The sequence below is a fragment of the Streptomyces sp. NC-S4 genome (assembly GCF_054353315.1).
On record NZ_CM135937.1, the window covers coordinates 2,980,909 to 2,998,037 of the forward strand.

Sequence of the window (17,129 nt, forward strand, 5' to 3'; positions counted from 1 at the left end):
GGCTGGTCACGGAATCCGCCCCGCGGGCTGTGCTTCCATGATCCGGTGAATGACAAGAGTGCTCCCGCGGCCGGCGAACCGGCGGTCCGGCATGTGCGGCCCCGGACGGACGCCGACCTCGACGCCTGCGTCCGGGTGCTCGCCGAGGTCCACGAGCGCGACGGCTACCCCGTGAACTGGCCGGACCACCCCGGCGGCTGGCTGTCCGGGCCGGCGCTGCTCGCGGCCTGGGTGGCGGAGCTGGACGGGCGGATCGTCGGTCACATCGGCCTGTCCCGCGTCGCGGCGGACGATGCCGCGCCCGCGCTGTGGAGCAGCCGTGAGGGCGTGAGCCGTACGGCGGCGGCCGTGGTCGGCCGCCTGTTCGTCGCCCCGGCGGCCCGCGGGCACGGGATCGGCGAGCTCCTGATGGCCCGGGCGACGCGGGAGGCACGGGAGCGCGATCTGCATCCCGTGCTCGACGTCGTGGCCTCCGACGCCTCGGCGGTGGCCCTCTACGAACGGCTGGGCTGGGAGCTGCTGGCCACGGTCGAGCAGCGCTGGAGCCCGGAGCGGACGGTCACGGTGCACTGCTACGCGGCAGCCGGCTGACGGGACGCCCCGCCGGCTGACAGCACCGGGCCGTCTCTTTCGGATCTCGTCGGCCGCGCCCGCGGCGTCCGGCGCCATGGGGTCCCCTCGGGCGCCCCGACAACACGGCCGGGTACGGTGCCGGGCGTCGCGGGCCCGGCAGGATCCGGAAGGGACGGCCTAGAACGGCCCCGGCCGGGTGGCCGCGCGCAGGGCGATCCGGGTGTTGGACTGGGCCACCCCCGCCTCCCGTTTCATCCGGCGGAGCAGCCCGTCGAGGGCGGCGGGGTCGGCGGCCCGGGCGCGGACGAGGTAGTCGTGTTCGCCGGTCACGTGCACGACCTCGGTGATCCCGGAGAGCTTGGCGATCCGGCGCTCGAACTCCTCGTTCGTGGTGTCCTGGCGCAGGGTGACGTCGATGAAGACGACGAGCCCGCCGGCGGTGTCGGCCGCCGGGTCCACGATCGTGGTGAACCCGCGGATCACCCCTTCCCGGCGCATCCGTCGTACCCGGTCGGCGGTGGCATTGGCGCTGAGGCCGACGCGGACTCCCAGGTCCCGGTACGAGATCCGCGCATCCTGCTGCAGGATGCCGAGGATTTCCCTGTCGAGGCGGTCCATACCGCGATTCTCGCAGCCGGGCCCGTTATGCGCGCTCGTCCCCCGCAGGGCGGGCCCGAGGCTCACCCCATGAGCGAACTGATGACACCGACGCTGGCGGGCGCGGCCGCGGGCCTGGGCGTGGCGATGCCCATGGGGGCGATGAGCGTGCTGCTGCTGCAGGAGGCGATGCGCGACCGCCGCACCGCCGTGGCCGCGGCCGCGGGAATCGCGGCGGTCGACCTCGGCTACGCGGCCCTCGCCACCGCCCTGGGGCCCTGGGTGGCCTCCCACATCTCCCCGGTCGAGGCCTGGGTCCGGCTGGCCTCGGCGGCGATCCTGCTGGTCATCGCGGCGCGCGGCCTCGTCGGGGCCTCCTCCGCCCGGACCTCGGGGGCGGCGTCCGCCCCGGCGGCGGCCCCGTCGTCCGCCCCCGCGTCCGCCCCGCCCCCGGCCCGGCCGGCCAAGGCCTTCGCCCGGTACGTCGGCCTGACCGCGCTGAACCCCACCACCGCCCTCTACTTCGCCGCCCTCACCACCGCCCAGGGCGCCGCCCTGGGCACCAGGGCGGCCGGCGCCGCCTTCCTCCTCGGCGTCGGCGCCGCCTCCCTCCTCTGGCAGCAGGCACTCGTGACGCTCGGCTCCCTCGCCGGAACCCGGGTCCCGGACGGCGCCCGCGTCTGGACCTTCCGCCTCGGCTACGGCCTGGTCGCCGCCTATGCCCTCAAGATCGCCCTCCCCCTGCCGACCCTGCCGACCCTCGGGTGAGGCGCCGGTGAGGGGTCGGGGCGGGGTCGGGGGCGACTCGGGGTGACCTGGGGGTGATGCCGGATACGGGTCGGCACCCCGGCCGAAATGATCAGTACATGACCAATCAGCCGCTGGGCCGCCGCCGTGCGACCCTCACCCGGGCCGCCTTCGTCTCCGCTCCCCTGTGCATGCTGGCCTACGGCGTCGTCCGGCTCAGCGACCCCGACCACGGCCCGGGCCCCGCCTGGACCACGGGCCACGTCCTCCTGCTGGCCGGGGTGCTGCAGTTCGCCCTGATCCTCCCGGCCCTGCACCGGCTGACCGGGCCCGCCCGCGGGGCGGGCCGCCTCGCCGCCGGCACCGCCACCCTGCTCGGCCTGGCCGGCACCCTGGCGGTCACCGCCCAGGCCACCATCGATCTCGTCGTCGGCTTCCGGGCCGCCGACCGCCCGGGGATGGCTCGGCTCTTCGAGGAGATCCAGAGCCACCCCGGGGTGCTCCCCGCCGTCTACACCGTCGGCCCGATGCTCTTCTACGTCGGCCTCCTCTGGCTCCTGGTCCACCTCGCCGTCCAGCGCCGCGTCAGCCCCTGGCGCCCCGTCATGGTGGTACTGGGCACCGCCACCAGCGCCACCGACCTCGACCTGCTGCCGCTCGGCGCCCTCTGCTTCACCGCGGCCCTCCTCCCCCTGTCCCTCCCCCTGACCGCCCCGCGGACGCAGCGCCTAGGGTGACCCCGTGACGACCCGCCTCTCGGCCCGCGCGGCCATCGCCTCCGTGACCGACCCCGGCAGCTTCACCGAACTCCCCGTGCCACGGCGGGAGTCCCCCGCCGACGGCCCGCTGGAGTGGACCGGCTACGACGACTCCCGCGCCCGCGCCGCCGAGCGCACCGGCGAGCAGGAGTCCGTCGTCACCGGCACCGCCCGCCTCGGCGGCCGCGAAGCCGTCCTGATCTCCTTCGAGTTCGGCTTCCTCGGCGGCTCGCTCGGGCAGCGCACCGGGGACCGGCTCGAAGCCGCGTACGCCCACGCCCGCGAGCACCGGCTCCCCCTCGTCTCGCTCATCGCCACGGGCGGCTCCCGGATGCAGGAGGGCATGCTCGCCCTCACCCAGCTCCAGCGCGTGGCCCGCCAGTGCGTCCTGACCCGGGCCGCGGGGCTCCCGCAGCTCGCCGTCCTGCGCGATCCGACCACGGGCGGCGGCTGGGCCACCCTGGGGGCCGGCGCCGATGTCGTCCTCGCGCTCCCCGGGGCCCAGGTCGGCTTCGCCGGGTCCCGGGTGCGCCCGGCGGACGCGGATCCGGCGGCCTACAGTGCCGAGGGGCAGTACGCCGCCGGTCACGTGGACGCCGTGGTCCCCGCCGCCCACCTGCCGGGCACCCTCGCGAACTGGCTCCGCGTCCTGGCCGCGCCCCGCTCCGGAGAGCCGGTCGAGCCCCCGGCGGCGCTGGCCGACGCGAGCCCGCCCGCCACCGGCTGGGACGCGGTACGGCAGGCCCGCGACCCCGGCCGGCCGCGCGCCGAGGCGTACCTGGACGCGTACTTCGAACTCCGCCTGCACCTCTCCGGGGACCGGGCGGGCGGCACGGACCCGGGGATGCTGTGCGGGTTCGGGCTGCGGGAGGGCCGGGCCGTGGCCTACGCCGCCCAGTGCGGGACGGCCACCCGCCCGGCGGGATACCGCACCGCCGCCCGCGTCATCCGCCTCGCGGACCGGCTCGGTGTCCCGGTGCTCACCCTGGTGGACACCCCGGGCGCGGCCAACGACGCCGCCGCCGAGCACGCGGGCGCCGGCGCGGCCATCGCCGACACCTTCGCGGCGGTGGCCTCGGCCACCGTCCCCGTCACCACCCTGCTGATCGGCGAGGGCGGTTCGGGCGGCGCCCTCGCGCTGGCCGCGCCGGGGAACACCTGGGTCACCCCGGACAGCTACTTCTCGGTGATCGCCCCGGAACTGGCGGCGGCCATCCTCAAGCGTCCCCCGTCCGCCGCGCCCGACACCGCGGACCAACTCCGCGTCCGCCCCCAGGACCTGGTGGCCCTGGGCGTCGCCCGCGGCATCGTCGGCCCGGCCTAGGCCAGTGCCACCCGGTCGGGGGCGGGATCGCTGACGGGCGATGCCCGCAGATCTCCCTCTGCGGGCATGCCGTGGAAGGTGCGGGGCGGCACCCCGCACCGAAGGGGGTATCGGTGCGGAGGCCGCCGGATCACCTGGTTCGTCAGGAGTGGATGATGCCCTGGGTGTCGCGGCCGTCGCCGTCCCAGTCGCCGGTGACGGGCGTGTCGCCCGCGTCGCCGTAGGTGACGGAGGTGACGGTGCCGTTGTCGTGGCGGAAGTAGAAGGTGCGGTTGGCCGGCATGTAGACGCCGATGTTGGTGCGGCCGGTGTGGTCCCAGTCGCCCGCCAGGGGAATGCTGTCGGAGTTCCCGAAGGTGATGGTCTGGTCGGCGGGGCCTTCGGTGTTGCTGTTGCGCAGGTAGAACGTGCTGGTGGCCGGGTCGTAGAGGCCGACCGTCACGGTTCCGTTGCCGTCCCAGTCACCGGCGATCGGCCGCCAGTCGCCACCGTTGCCGAAGGCGAAGGAGGTCACCTCGCCGTTGTCGTGACGGAGGTAGAACTTGCCCGTGTCGGGCATGTAGACGCCGATCTGGGACGTGGTCCCGTCCCAGCGGCCCAGCACCGGACGGTTGCCGGGGTTGCCGAACCCCAGCGTGGCCTGCGCCGTACTGCCCGAGTTCGCCAGGTAGAACGTCGAGGTCGTCGGGTCGTAGGACGCCTGGGTGTCCTTGCCGTCCCCGTCGAAGTCACCCGCCAGCGGAACCATCGGCGTGTTCCCGAACCCGAACGCCGGACGGGTCGACACACCCGAACCCGCATTGTCCGACAGGTACCAGCTCATGACCTTCTGGGTGGGAGCCGGCGGGGTGGTGGAGCCGCCCTCGACCGTATGGTCGTAGCGGTACGGCTGGAAGCCGCCCGAGACGATGTAGGAGCGCGAATAGCTGCTGACGCGTGCGTTGGTCCCGCGCCTCGCCTCCTCGATGATGTTCGCCCTGGTGTGCGCGGCGTCGGCCCAGCCGGTGAACAGCACGACGTGCTCGCTGATGTTGTCGAGCGCGTCACCGGGGCGCAGGTCGTCCAGACTGCCCAGCCTGGTCGCGTAGTCGGGCAGGGTCCACGTGGTGAAGCCGCTGTTGGTCCCGGCCGTGTTGATGTGCCAGGCCATCGACACCAGTCCCGAACAGTCCGTCCGGTAGGTGCCGTTGCTGTCCGTCCTGTACGCCGTCTGGCTGTACGGGACCTCCGCGTCGACCCAGGACTGGGCCCGGGCGATGATCTCGGAACGCGTTATGTCACCGCCGACCGAGGACGTGCCCACCGCGTGGGCGCTCGACGCGACGGCCGCGGAGCCGAGAACGGTGCTTGCGGTGAGGGCGGTCGCGAGGGCGAGACGGGTGAGCTTGCTGATCTTGCGGGACACGAGTGCTCCTTGGGTGGACGGCTTCTGGCCGTGGCAGGTCGAGGGGTTCGAAGATGTGTGACTGGCGTGACCTCAGCGCGCGTGAACGACGCCCTGGGTGTCGCGGCCGTCGCCGTCCCAGTCGCCGGTAACGGGCGTGTCGCCCGCGTCGCCGTAGGTGACGGAGGTGACGGAGGTGACGGTGCCGTTGTCGTGGCGGAAGTAGAAGGTGCGGTTGGCCGGCATGTAGACGCCGATGTTGGTGCGGCCGGTGTGGTCCCAGTCGCCCGCCAGGGGAATGCTGTCGGAGTTGCCGAAGGTGATGGTCTGGTCGGCGGGGCCTTCGGTGTTGCTGTTGCGCAGGTAGAACGTGCTGGTGGCCGGGTCGTAGAGGCCCACCGTCACGGTTCCGTTGCCGTCCCAGTCACCGGCGATCGGCCGCCAGTCGCCACCGTTACCGAAGGCGAAGGAGGTCACCTCGCCGTTGTCGTGACGGAGGTAGAACTTGCCCGTGTCGGGCATGTAGACGCCGATCTGGGACGTGGTCCCGTCCCAGCGGCCCAGCACCGGACGGTTGCCGGGATTGCCGAACCCCAGCGTGGCCTGGGCCGTACTGCCCGAGTTGGCCAGGTAGAACGTCGAGGTCGTCGGGTCGTAGGACGCCTGGGTGTCCTTGCCGTCCCCGTCGAAGTCACCCGCCAGCGGAACCATCGGCGTGTTCCCGAACCCGAACGCCGGACGGGTCGACACACCCGAACCCGCATTGTCCGACAGGTACCAACTCAGCTGCTTGACCGGCGGCTGCGGAGGTGTCACGGGCCCCGGGTAGGGATCCGCGTGGTCGGCTCCGAGACCGGCCTTGGGGCCGCAGCTCGGCCAGGCGCCCTGGCCCTGCGAAGCGAGGACCTTCTCGGCGATCAGGATCTGCTGCTGCTTGCTGGCCTGGTTGGCGTAGGGCGCGTACTGGCTGCCGCCGAAGGCGAGCCAGGTGGACTGGGCGAACTGGAGGCCGCCGTAGTAGCCGTTGTGGGTGTTGATGCTCCAGTTGCCGCCGCTCTCGCACTCGGCGACCTTGTCCCAGGTGTCCACCGAGGCCGCCGAGGCCTGTCCGGGGCCGAGGGCAAGTGGGGCGGCAAGGGCGAGCAGGACGGTGGCGGCGGCGAGGGCCGGCCTCCGGCGTATGGCAGACATGATGTATCCCCCCTGGGACATGGTCGGATCGATGATCGGCGCGGGCAGCGCGGGGCCCGGGCAGGCGAAACTGCAGGGCGAAAAGGGTCAGTACCGGGTGCGGTGTCCGGTCACCACTGGCCGGTGATCGGGACGTCACCGGGAACGCCGAACCGGACGTTGTAGATGGCCTGGTCGGAGTCCTTGCCGGCCCCGACGAAGTCCGAACCCGCGATCTGGTAGACACCGACCTTGTCCGTGCCGTCCCCGTTCCAGTCACCCTTGATCGGAATGTCCCCCGGGTTACCGAACCTGATCTGGTGATTCACCGGCGCACTCGTCTGAGAATCCGTCAGATAGAACGTCTGGTCCGAACCCCGATACACACCGATCGTGTCCTTGCCATCACCGTTCCAGTCACCCGTCATCGGAGTGTCACCCCCGACACCCATCTGAATCGCATACGCGGCAACCCGGTTGTCATTGCTCAGATAGAACGTCTGGTCCGCCGGGTGATACACACCGATCGACTTCTTGCCGTCACCGTCCCAGTCACCCACCAGCGGAATGTCCCCGGGGCTCCCGTACGTCACCGACACCGCAGCCGTCGCATTGTCATTGCTCAGATGGAACGTCTGATCCCCCGGACGGTACACACCGAACGTGTCCTGACCATCACCGTTCCAGTCACCCGTCAACGGCTTGTCACCCGGCGACCCGAAACCGGCCCACCCATACAGACCACCGATCCGGTCCGCCACATAGAACTTCGACTCAGCCGGCCGGTACACACCCGCATTCGTCGGCTTGCGGGTCCCTGCCAGCGCGACGTCCATGTAGTCCTGGTCGATCTGGATCTGCTTGCCGCCCCAGGTCTCCGTCACGTTCCCGCTGTATTGGTGGACGCGCTGGCGGTTGGCCCACGCCCCGCCGGGCAGCGCCGGGTCGTTGGTGTCGGCGACACCGTTCCAGTTGGCGCTGAAGACGACGTCGGGCATCGTGTGGCTGCTCCGGTGGGCGGCCAGGTCGGCGATTCCGGACGAGGAGCTGCTGTAGACGGCCGAGTTGTAGCCACGGGCGTGGAGCTGTTCGGTCCAGGCGGACAGGAAGCCGAGCACATTGCCCGAGTAGTTCTTGTTGTACGCCTCCATGTCGTAGTACAGCAGTGCTCCGGGCCCGAGCCCCAGTGCCGCGGCCTGGTTCACCGCGTCGTCCGCGGCGCTGCGCCCCTCCGCCGCGGGCGAGGTGATCTGGCTCGCCTGGGCACCGACGTAGATCGGCATGAAGCGCCAGCCGGCCACTGCCTGCTGCTGGACCCACGAGGCGTTGAGGTTCTTCTGCGCGCATGCCCGGTTGCGGCCACCGATGTAGATGCCGACCGCGCTGTAAGGCGAGTGCGTCTTCCACGCGTTCATCGTCGCGGAGTCCGGGGCAGCACACGCGTCGAACCCCTTGCCGGTGTGGTTCGTCAGTGCGGCCGACGAGGTGGCGGCGGTTGCGGACGCCGACGCCTCCGGCTGCGCGGCCGGCGCCGCGGAGGCGCGCGCCCGGCTCTTCGGGGCCGAGGCCGATATGCCGGCGCCGGTGAGGATCTTGCGGACCAGGGACTGGTCTTCGGCGTAGGTCGCCGTGACGCGGATCCCCTTGGCCCCGCCGGCGATCTCGTGATCGGACTCGGACACCGTCGTGCCGCCCCGCGCCGCTTCGCCGGACGTGTCGGGCTCGACGAGCAGTGCTTCGGTCCGGCCCACCAGCCCGGACGGGCAGTTCTGCTGCGTGCCGGGCGTGCCGAGGTAGACGGCATGGCGGTCGAACCGGACGCAGGCGGTCGGATCGGCCGCGAGGTCGATGACGTCCCAGCCGGCGGGAACATCGAACCGGTGCCCCTGGAAGGTCACCGCCTTGGAGTCGGAGGGCGCCGCGGCCTGGGCCGACACGGTGGCCGGGCCGAAGACGGCTGCTGTCGCTACCAGTAAGGCGATGCCCCGCCCGAGGGGCGACAGAGAAGGACGTGCACGTGACATTGAGGTCTCCTGTGTGGGCAGCGCGGGGCCCGGGGTCCCGCTGGAATCAGCGGGGCCCGGGCAGGCGAAACTGCAGGGCGAAAAGGGTCAGTACCGGGTTCGGTGTCGGGTCACCACTGGCCGGTGATCGGGACGTCACCGGGAACGCCGAACCGGACGCTGTAGATGACCCTGTCGGAATCCTTGGCAGCACCGATGAAGTCCGAGTTCGCAGCCTGGTAGACACCGATCTTGTCCGTGCCGTCCCCGTTCCAGTCACCCTTGATCGGAATGTCCCCCGGGTTACCGAACTTGACCTGGTGATTGACCGGCGCACTCGTCTGAGAATCGGTCAGATAGAAAGTCTGGTCCGAACCCCGGTACACACCGACCGTGTCCTTGCCGTCCCCGTTCCAGTCACCGGTCATCGGAGTGTCACCCTCGACACCCATCCTCACCGCATAAGCAGCAACACTGTTGTCATTGCTCAGATAGAACGTCTGGTCCGCAGGGCGATACACACCGATCGTGTCCGTACCATTCCCGTCCCAGTCACCCACCAGCGGAACATCGCCGGGATTCCCGTACTTCACCGACACCGCGGCCGTGGCATTGTCATTGCTCAGGTGGAACGTCTGGTCCTCCGGACGGTACACACCGAACGTGTCCTGACCATCACCGTTCCAGTCACCCGTCAACGGCTTGTCACCCGGCGACCCGAAACCGGCCCACCCATACAGACCACCGCTCCGGTCCGCCACATAGAACTTCGATTCAGCTGGCCGGTACACACCCGCATTCGTCGGCTTGGCGTCCTCGATGATGTTCTTGTAGCGGTAGGGGATGTAGGAGCTGGAGTTGTTGAAGTAGGCATAGGGGATGACGCGGCGCACGGCGTGCGGAGGCGTCTGCTCGATGCCGATGTAGGACGTGTGGGACGAGTCGGTCCACTGCTCGAAGATGGTGACGTGCGAACCGCGCTCCGGGTTGGAGGGGTTGTGGAAGAGCAGCATGTCGCCCTTGCGCAGGTCGTTCTTCGATATGCGGTCCGCGAAGGTGTCGAGGTTGCCGGTCCAGGCGCTGGTGCCGAGCTTCCAGGCCATGGAGACCAGGCCGGAGCAGTCGGTGCGGTAGCCGTCGCGGTAGTTGTTCATGCTGTACGGGACTTGGGCGTCGACCCAGGTCTTGGCCCGGGCGATGACCTCGCTGCGAGTGACCGGAGCGGGGGCGCTCTGCGCGGCCGCCGCGCCGGAGAAGGTGCTCTTGCCGGGCCCCTCGGTCTTGAGGGGCTCCGGCTTGCCCTGCGGACGCTCGACGTCCGCGGTGGCCGCGGCCGCCGCGACGGCCGCGGCGGACGGCGCTTCCGGCTGGGCGGCGTTGGCCTGGAGGGGTGCGGAGGCCAGGACGGCCGAGGCGATGGAGAGGGCCACGATGGTGCTCGCGGCGCGGGCCACGTTGGACCTGCTGGGCATGAAGTCTCCTGGAAGGCAGGGCTGATGGACGGGCCGGCCGATGGGCCCGGGCGCCGTTGGAAGAGCGGGGAGGAGCGAGGAGCAGCGAAGGAAGACCGGGGGAGGGAGGCCGGCCGGCTCTCGACGGGGCGGGCGGGCCGCCGTGCGCGGGGCCTCGATCAGTGGTGGAACAGGATGGAGTAGCCGTGGACTCCGGTGCCGCCCGAGGCGAGCGCGTCGACGACGAGGCTGCGGACCTTGGCCCGTGCGATGTCGGTGCGGGCGGCACGGACGAAGAAGACGATCCCGATGCCGGCCTGGCTGGTGCGCGCCCGGACGTGTTCCATGCCGCAGTCCGGTGTGGCGTGCGCCCACAGTGCGTCGACCAGGGCGTGTGCCTGGCTGTCGGTCGGCGGGGCTCCTCCCGTCGGCATCAGGGTGAGATGGACGGGCAGCACCTCGGGGTCAGTCCCAGCCGATGCCGTTGTCCGACGTGCCCGCCGCGGATACGGACACCGTCGCGTGGGCCGGGACCACGTCCCAGCCGATGCCCTTCGGGTCCGTCGCCGTGGTGGAGGCCGACGCGAGGGGGGCCGCCACACCGGAGAGGACCGAGGCGAAGAACACGGCGGTGAGCAGGCGGGCGGTCGTGGACATGGCTGTTTCCCCCAGGGGTGGCGTGGAGCGGGAAGTTCGTGACCCGGCGTCGGCGCCGTGGCCCCGGGTCCGGCCGGGAGTTGTCTCCCCCGCCGTTCCGGTGAGCACCATCCTGCCGACCCCGGCGACCCCCCGGAAGTCGATCCGGACGTCAGCATTAGGTCTGGCCGCATCAGGACGCGACCCGCGCCGACCTGCGGCGATGCCCCTACCGGACCTCCTTGCCGACCGGGCGCCGCGCCGCCTCGGCAGCACCCCCGCGGGGCAGCTGCCCGTAGGCCGCGGCGACCTTGAGCAGCCATGCGACCTCCTCCGCGGGCGTCCTGCTGTGTGCCGGGGGCGGCGCGGCGGCCCGGCAGGTGTCCGGCTCCTCGTGGAGCGCCGAGAACAGCCACTCCGCCTCGGCCCGGGCGGTCGGCACCGCGCCTGCGGCGGGCGCTTCGCCGGCCGACCGCGCGGGGTGCTCCGCCCCGGTCGCCGCGGACCGGTCCCGCAGGACGAGGCAGGCATCGCGGATCTCGAAGGCCCGGTGGGCCACGTCGAGGGTCCGGTCGCCGGCGACGAACAGGTCGCGCGTCCGGCCCATGCGCGGTCCGAACGCCACCGACGGGACGGCGTGCAGCAGGTCCGACCAGAGCGGATGCAGCCGCCACAGCGCGTACTGGTCGCCGGCGTAGCGGACGAGGGTCCGCAGCGGCGGCAGGCCCACGCCCACGACGATGAGGAGGAGGGAGATCACCGGAAGGATCTCGGAGAGGTCGTCGGGGGTCCCGCGCCCCGGGATCTCCGGCCGGCTCTCCTGGTGGGCGAGGAACACCACCCGGTACAGGGTGTAGACGAAGCCCGTCGCGCCGCCGCCGGCCAGGCACACGACTCCGGCGCGCAGGAGTCCCGCGGGCACGCTGCGGCGGTTCGACCAGAAGAGCTTCGCCGACAGGGCCGTGGCGATGCCGAGGTAGATGTAGACGATGGTCTCGTACAGGCGCACCGCCGGGTCGCCGAGGTGGGCGTCGGTCACCCGGGTCGGCGGAGCGCCGGGGTCGTGCTCGAAGAAGAAGACGAACAGCACGGTGAGGGCCAGTGCGGCGGCCACCACCGCGACGAGGCGCAGCCACGCGGCCCGGGCCCGTTGCGGTCCGCGGCCGTGGACCGCGATCACGTATTCCAGGACGCAGTAGTTCGACGCCAGCCCGGCGAGGTGCTTGACCAGTACGGACAGGTCCGGGGAGCCGGTGAGGGTCCGGATGACCTGGTCGACCTCGGGCGGCCTGGTCGTCAGTGCGACGGCGATGGCGGCGAGGAAGCCCCACAGGAACCGGGAGGCGCGCGTGCCGCCCAGGGCGGAGGGCGCGCGCCAGAGCACCGTCGCCCACATGAGGGCGGGCAGGGTGAAGTGGTATATCGGGTACATCAGTTGCCCCGCCAGTGGCGCAGGCGCCGCACGGGGTGGGCGAGGCTGGTGGCCAGCCGGCGCGAGGAGGGGGTGCCGACCCGGTCGGCGCCGGCGAGGTCGGCCAGGAGCACGGCGATCATCTCGGCCTCCTGTTCCTCGACGGAGGCGAAGTTGGTGCGCGCGGCGCCGAGCGTCCGTACGACGAGGTCCGGGGTGAGCTCGGTGAGGGCCTGTGCGAGCTGGGCCAGTTCGACGTTGTGGGTGTGGCCGCACAGGACGTGGCCGAGTTCGTGCAGCTTGATCAGGTCCTGGTGTGCCGGACTGGTCTTCTGCTCGTAGAAGATGACGTCCAGGCTGGGCAGGGCGATCCACGCACCGCACGGTAAGGAGAATCCGAGATCGGGCAGCGGCTCCATCACGATCGGGCGTCCGCGGTGGCGGGCCAGCGCGTCCCGGAAGGCGTCGACCGTGAACGGGTCGGGCAGCTCGATTTCGGCCAGGATGCCCTCGCACCGTCTTCGCAGGCCCCGGGGTACAGGCATGGCGGCAGCGCATCCTTCGGTCTGCGATCGCTCACCGGTCGGTGAGGTGTGTCCTCAGCCTAACGATCTTTCTCAGCAGCCGCTTTGGGAGGTCGGGGCGCCGGCTCCGTTCTCTCCGGACGCCTCTGCCTCGAGCGCGCTCAGCCGGTCCGCCAGCGCTGCGAGCATGTGGAGGCTGTTGTCGGACAGGCCCGAGGCGCGCTGCGCGAGACCGATGACGCCGGCGTTCCCGGCGGCTGCTCGGATGTTCGCCAGCGCGTCCAGGGCCAGCAGTTGCTCGTCCACGACGGCGGCCTTGGCGTCGTCCAGGAAGTAGGTCGCCCCGCAGCGGATCCCGAACGCGAGGCCCAGCCAGTCCAGGGTCTCCACCGTGGGGTTGGGGGACTGGCCCTTCTGCGTGGTGGCCTGGTGCAGATTGCGGATGGTGTCGCGGGAGATGACGCTGCGTCCGGCGATCCGGTTGACCCGGTCGGCCAGCTCCCGGTAGGCGGGTGCCTTCCCGCCCGCCCGCGCGGCCTCCTGGAGGATCAGCCCGTCGAGCCGCTCGGAGATCTTGTGAGCGCGGTCGGGCAGCGGCAGCGGGTGCTCGCGGCCTCCGCCTGCTCCTGCGTCCATCCCAGCCAGCTCCGATCCGTCGGGAAAACACGATACCCCCAACCCCGGTGGCGATTTTACTAGCTGCACCATCTCCGGCTCCGCGCGAACCGGTTGGGGCGTTCACTGGCCGGAAGCCGTCAGGCCGTTTGATGCTCTGCGAGGCGACCCGTAAGGTCGTGGCGATTCTAATCGTCGCATGGCTGGGGGGCTGAGCGGATGCTTGACGTACTGGGGCTCGACCGCGGGGTGGAAGCGGTGTACCGGGCGATGCTGGCCCACCCGGAGGGCAGCGTGCAGGATCTGTGCGACCAACTGGGCGTACCGGAGAGCACCGTGCGCGACGCCCTGGACAAGCTCGCCGACCTGAGGCTGCTGCGCGCCTCCCGGGACGTCCTGGGCGAGATGCGGCCGGTCAGCCCCGAGCTCGGACTGGAGCTGCTCCTGCGGCGCCAGGAGGAGGAACTCCTGCGCCGGCGGCAGGAACTCGAACTCGGCAAGGCCGCCGCCGCGCGGGCCATCGCCGAATACGCCGACTTCCGGCCGGCCACCCGGACCGCGACCAGCGAGCGCCTGGTCGGCCTCGACGCCATCCAGGCACGGCTGGAGGGCCTCGCCCGGGAGATGTCCGACGAGTGCCTCTCGGTGATGCCCGGCGGAGCCCAGTCGCAGGCCAGCCTCGACGCTTCCCGGCCCCTGGACGACGCGGCCCTGGGCCGTGGCATCTCCGTACTGACGCTCTACCAGGACAGCGTGCGGCGCGACCCCGCCACCCTCGCGTACGCCCGGTGGATGACCGAGCGCGGGGGCATGGTGCGCACCTGCCCGACGCTCCCGCCCCGCATGCTCGTCTTCGACCGCCGGGTCGCCGTCGTACCGATCGACCCGGCCGACACGAAGCGCGGCGCGATCTGCATCAGCGAAGCCGGGGTCGTCGCCTCCCTGGTCGCCCTGTTCGAGCAGACATGGCACTCCGCGGTCCCGCTCGGTGCCGACCGCTCCAAGGACGCCCGCACCGGACTCAGTACGTCCGAGCAGGAACTGCTCACCCTGCTCGCGTCCGGCCTCACCGACGAGGTCGCGGGGCGGCGGCTCGGCATCTCGGCCCGCAGCGTGCGGCGGCAGATGGCGGCGCTCATGGAACGCCTGGACGCGTCGAGCCGGTTCGAGGCCGGTCTGAAGGCGGCCCAGCGCGGCTGGCTCCGCTAGGCCGTCGTTCGCCCGCGGGGCTTCCCCCTGGCCTTCATGTCCGGTCGGACCGGGCGAACCGCGCCGGGCTGGTCCCCACGTGCCGTCCGAAGTGCCGGGACAGGTGCGCCTGGTCGTAGAAGCCCGCGGCCGTCGCCGCCTCGGCCGGCCGCATCCCCGCCAGCAGCAGGCGCCGCGCCAGCTCCACCCGCCGCCCGGTGAGGTACGCGTGCGGCGGCAGCCCGTACGCCGCCTTGAAGCTCCGGATCAGGTGGGTGGGGTGGACGTGGCCCAGCTCCGCCGAGGCCTCCGCCAGGCCGAGCCCCTCGGTCACCCGCGCGTCGAGCAGCTCGCGCAGCCGTACGGCGAGCCCCGCGCCCGGCGGCCCGTACGCCGTCGGCGCGCGTCCCGCGAGCCACCGGTGCAGCCGTTCCCGTACGAAGGCCAGCCGCGACTCGGCCTCCAGCAGCTCGACCGCCCCGGCCGGGATCTCCCGCGCGCCCAGCGCCCGGTGCAGGCCGTGCACGCGCTCCCGCAGCGCCGGGTCGAGCAGCAGCGGGGCGTCGACGGCGGCCCCGGTCAGGCCTTCGGGCAGAACGGAGGTGTCGAGGTAGAGGACGCGCTTGCGGAACCCGGCCTCGGTGACGGTCCGCCCGTCGTGGGCCACCCCGGGCGGCAGCAGGACCACCGAATGCCGGAGCCCGACGCCGTGGCGCTCGCGGTCCAGCGCGAAGTCGACCCGTCCGCCGTCCAGGATCATCAGCGCCCAGGTGTCGTGCACGTGCGCCGGATAGGCGTGGTCGGTGAACCGGGCGTGGAAGACCTCGGCGATCCCCGCGACCGGCGGCCGCCAGGCGGAGACGGTGCTGCGCGGGCGTATCGCGGGCATGTCAGGAACGTACAAGACCGTCGGGGTGCACTCCGGCAGGCTGCCCGCATGACGACACACAAGGTCAACATCGCCGAGAAACTGGCCGGTTTCACCGAGCAGTGGGCGCCGCGGCGCATCGCCCGCGTCAACGACTACGAGGTCAAGGCCGCCAGGCTCCAGGGGGAGTTCATCTGGCACACCCACGAGGACACCGACGAGCTCTTCCTGGTGGTCGGGGGCACCCTGACGATCCGCCTGCGCGACGGGGACGTGGTCCTGGGCCCCGGCGAGATGTACGTGGTCCCGCGCGGGGTCGAACACTGCCCGGCGGCGGAGGAGGAGGCGCAGATCCTGCTCTTCGAGCCGGCCGGCACCCGCAACACCGGTGCCGAGGGCGGCGACCGCACCCGCGAGCCGGTGGACGCGTAGGCCGTCAGGCCTGCGGGGACCGGGCGTCGTACCGGGCGAAGTTGCGCCACCGCAGCGCGAGCAGACCCAGCACCAGTACGCAGGCCAGCCCGCCGCCCGTGACGGCCGCGGTCGGGGAGATCAGGTCGGCCGTGGTCCCGGCGAGGAAGTCACCGAGCCGGGGCCCGCCCGCCACGACGATGATGAAGACGCCCTGCAGGCGGCCCCGCATGTCGTCGGGGGTGGCGGCCTGGAGCATGGTCGTGCGGAACACCATCGAGGCGGTGTCCGCGTACCCGGCCAGGGCCAGGAAGAACATGCCGAGCCACAGGTTCCGGGTGAGCCCGAACGCCGCGACGGCCAACCCCCAGCCGGCGACGGCCAGCAGGATCGCCAGCCCGTGCCGGCGGATGCGCCCCTGCCAGCCGGAGAACAGCCCGCCGAGCAGTGCGCCGGCGGCCAGCGCGGCGACCAGCAGGCCGACCGTCCCGGGGCCGCCGCCGTACCAGAGCACGGCAATGGCCGGGAACAGCGCCTTGGGCTGGGCGAGCACCATGGCGGCCAGGTCGGAGAAGAAGGTCATCCGGATGTTCGGCCGGGTGCCGAGGAAGCGCAGCCCGTCGAGCACGGAGGCCCTGCCCCGGGCGCCCTCGGCCCGGTCGGGCTTCATCGGCGGCAGCTTCCACATCGCGTAGAGCGCGGCGCCGAAGGTGACGACGTCGATCAGGTAGGCCGTGCCGTAGCCCGCGACGGTGACGATGATCCCGCCCAGGGCCGGGCCGACCATCGACCCGAAGGTCATGGTCATCGAGTTCAGGGCATTGGCGGCAGGCAGCTGTTCGGGCGGCAGCAGCCTCGGGATCATGGCGGACCGCGCCGGTCCGGTGAGCGCCCCGCAGACCGCCTGGAGTGCGACGACGGCGTACAGGAACCAGACGCGGTGGAAGTCGAGCAGTGCGGCTCCGGCGAGCACGACCGACAGCGCGGCGGCGCCCATCGAGCTGTAGAGGCCGAGTTTGCGCCGGTCCACGGTGTCGGCGATCGCGCCGCCGTAGAGGCCGAAGACGACGAGCGGGACGAGGGAGAAGAGGCCGACGAGCCCGACGGAGAAGCTGGACCGGGTGATGTCGTAGACCTGGAGCGAGATCGCGAGGGTGGTCATCGCCTGGCCGACCCACGAGATGGTTCCGCCGAACCACAGCCGCCGGTAGTCCGCGGATGCGCTCAGCGGGGTGAGGTCGGCGAATATGCGCTGCCAGAGCCGGGGTGGGGCGGTCGTCGGGGTCACAGCGGATGATAACCACCGGCCGTCCGGCGCCCTCCTGGAATTTCGGCCGCTCCGCACACCGGCAACAGTCGTCCCACCCTGCTCCGGGCTCCCGGAGCGGGCGGGCCCTTGCCGCTAACTCGCCACTATCACCGCACATTTGACTGAATCGACGTGCGCTCCTCACCTCTCGTTCAGCTCA

General features: G+C 71.9%; 18 protein-coding genes. 6 read left to right on the forward strand and 12 right to left on the reverse strand.

Translation table 11 applies throughout. The features are described from left to right. Positions 1-45 precede the first annotated feature (45 nt). On the forward strand, positions 46-591 hold the full coding sequence (locus ACXNSR_RS13020; RefSeq protein ID WP_458642213.1) for a GNAT family N-acetyltransferase: 546 nt from the start codon (positions 46-48) through the stop codon (positions 589-591). 159 nt (positions 592-750) lie between these two features. Here the strand turns inward: ACXNSR_RS13020 and ACXNSR_RS13025 are convergent, their stop codons facing one another. After that, entirely contained in the window at positions 751-1,191 is a 441-nt protein-coding gene (locus tag ACXNSR_RS13025; RefSeq protein ID WP_458642214.1) for an Lrp/AsnC family transcriptional regulator, read from the reverse strand. 69 nt (positions 1,192-1,260) lie between these two features. Here ACXNSR_RS13025 and ACXNSR_RS13030 point away from each other — a divergent pair, with 69 nt between their 5' ends. The 3 genes from ACXNSR_RS13030 (at position 1,261) to ACXNSR_RS13040 (ending at position 3,999) form a co-directional block, all read left to right on the forward strand. Then, complete coding sequence (locus ACXNSR_RS13030; protein WP_458642215.1) at positions 1,261-1,938, forward strand: LysE family transporter; 678 nt, start codon at positions 1,261-1,263, stop codon at positions 1,936-1,938. A gap of 98 nt (positions 1,939-2,036) precedes the next feature. Then, positions 2,037-2,654, forward strand: a complete 618-nt coding sequence (locus ACXNSR_RS13035) for a hypothetical protein (protein ID WP_458642216.1) — start codon at positions 2,037-2,039, stop codon at positions 2,652-2,654. A gap of 4 nt (positions 2,655-2,658) precedes the next feature. Further along, entirely contained in the window at positions 2,659-3,999 is a 1,341-nt protein-coding gene (locus ACXNSR_RS13040) for a carboxyl transferase domain-containing protein (RefSeq protein ID WP_458642217.1), read from the forward strand. A 142-nt stretch (positions 4,000-4,141) separates the two neighbouring features. On the opposite strand, the gene ACXNSR_RS13045 is transcribed toward ACXNSR_RS13040, so the two are convergent. The 9 genes from ACXNSR_RS13045 to ACXNSR_RS13085 form a co-directional block, all read right to left on the reverse strand. Beyond that, positions 4,142-5,404, reverse strand: a complete 1,263-nt coding sequence (locus ACXNSR_RS13045; RefSeq protein ID WP_458642218.1) for an NlpC/P60 family protein — start codon at positions 5,402-5,404, stop codon at positions 4,142-4,144. 72 nt (positions 5,405-5,476) lie between these two features. Next, positions 5,477-6,574, reverse strand: coding sequence for a transglycosylase family protein (locus tag ACXNSR_RS13050; RefSeq protein ID WP_458642219.1), 1,098 nt, complete (start codon positions 6,572-6,574; stop codon positions 5,477-5,479). 110 nt (positions 6,575-6,684) lie between these two features. After that, the gene (locus tag ACXNSR_RS13055) at positions 6,685-8,451 is read right to left on the reverse strand and encodes a DUF1906 domain-containing protein (RefSeq protein ID WP_458642220.1); all 1,767 of its coding nucleotides are present in this window, start codon (positions 8,449-8,451) and stop codon (positions 6,685-6,687) included. Between the two features lie 236 nt (positions 8,452-8,687). Next, entirely contained in the window at positions 8,688-10,028 is a 1,341-nt protein-coding gene (locus ACXNSR_RS13060; RefSeq protein ID WP_458642221.1) for an NlpC/P60 family protein, read from the reverse strand. Between the two features lie 158 nt (positions 10,029-10,186). Continuing rightward, on the reverse strand, positions 10,187-10,441 hold the full coding sequence (locus ACXNSR_RS13065) for a hypothetical protein (protein ID WP_458642222.1): 255 nt from the start codon (positions 10,439-10,441) through the stop codon (positions 10,187-10,189). 31 nt (positions 10,442-10,472) lie between these two features. Next, the gene (locus ACXNSR_RS13070; RefSeq protein ID WP_458642223.1) at positions 10,473-10,664 is read right to left on the reverse strand and encodes a hypothetical protein; all 192 of its coding nucleotides are present in this window, start codon (positions 10,662-10,664) and stop codon (positions 10,473-10,475) included. Positions 10,665-10,872: 208 nt separating this feature from the next. After that, positions 10,873-12,075 (reverse strand): MAB_1171c family putative transporter, encoded by a 1,203-nt coding sequence (locus tag ACXNSR_RS13075; protein WP_458642224.1) that lies wholly within the window; start codon positions 12,073-12,075, stop codon positions 10,873-10,875. After that, positions 12,075-12,599 carry a regulator component gene (locus tag ACXNSR_RS13080; RefSeq protein WP_458642225.1) on the reverse strand — a complete coding sequence of 175 codons (525 nt, stop codon included), beginning with the start codon at positions 12,597-12,599 and terminating at the stop codon, positions 12,075-12,077. Before ACXNSR_RS13080 ends, ACXNSR_RS13075 begins: the two co-directional genes overlap by 1 nt. Positions 12,600-12,671: 72 nt before the next feature. Then, positions 12,672-13,214, reverse strand: coding sequence for a hypothetical protein (locus ACXNSR_RS13085; RefSeq protein ID WP_458642226.1), 543 nt, complete (start codon positions 13,212-13,214; stop codon positions 12,672-12,674). 198 nt (positions 13,215-13,412) lie between these two features. Here ACXNSR_RS13085 and ACXNSR_RS13090 point away from each other — a divergent pair, with 198 nt between their 5' ends. Continuing rightward, positions 13,413-14,402 (forward strand): helix-turn-helix transcriptional regulator, encoded by a 990-nt coding sequence (locus ACXNSR_RS13090; RefSeq protein ID WP_458642227.1) that lies wholly within the window; start codon positions 13,413-13,415, stop codon positions 14,400-14,402. Positions 14,403-14,436: 34 nt separating this feature from the next. Here the strand turns inward: ACXNSR_RS13090 and ACXNSR_RS13095 are convergent, their stop codons facing one another. Beyond that, on the reverse strand, positions 14,437-15,270 hold the full coding sequence (locus ACXNSR_RS13095; protein ID WP_458642228.1) for a helix-turn-helix domain-containing protein: 834 nt from the start codon (positions 15,268-15,270) through the stop codon (positions 14,437-14,439). A 48-nt stretch (positions 15,271-15,318) separates the two neighbouring features. Between ACXNSR_RS13095 and ACXNSR_RS13100 the strand changes: the two genes are divergently transcribed. Next, entirely contained in the window at positions 15,319-15,681 is a 363-nt protein-coding gene (locus ACXNSR_RS13100; RefSeq protein WP_458642229.1) for a cupin domain-containing protein, read from the forward strand. Between the two features lie 4 nt (positions 15,682-15,685). Here the strand turns inward: ACXNSR_RS13100 and ACXNSR_RS13105 are convergent, their stop codons facing one another. After that, positions 15,686-16,948, reverse strand: coding sequence for an MFS transporter (locus ACXNSR_RS13105; protein WP_458642230.1), 1,263 nt, complete (start codon positions 16,946-16,948; stop codon positions 15,686-15,688). Positions 16,949-17,129 lie beyond the last annotated feature (181 nt).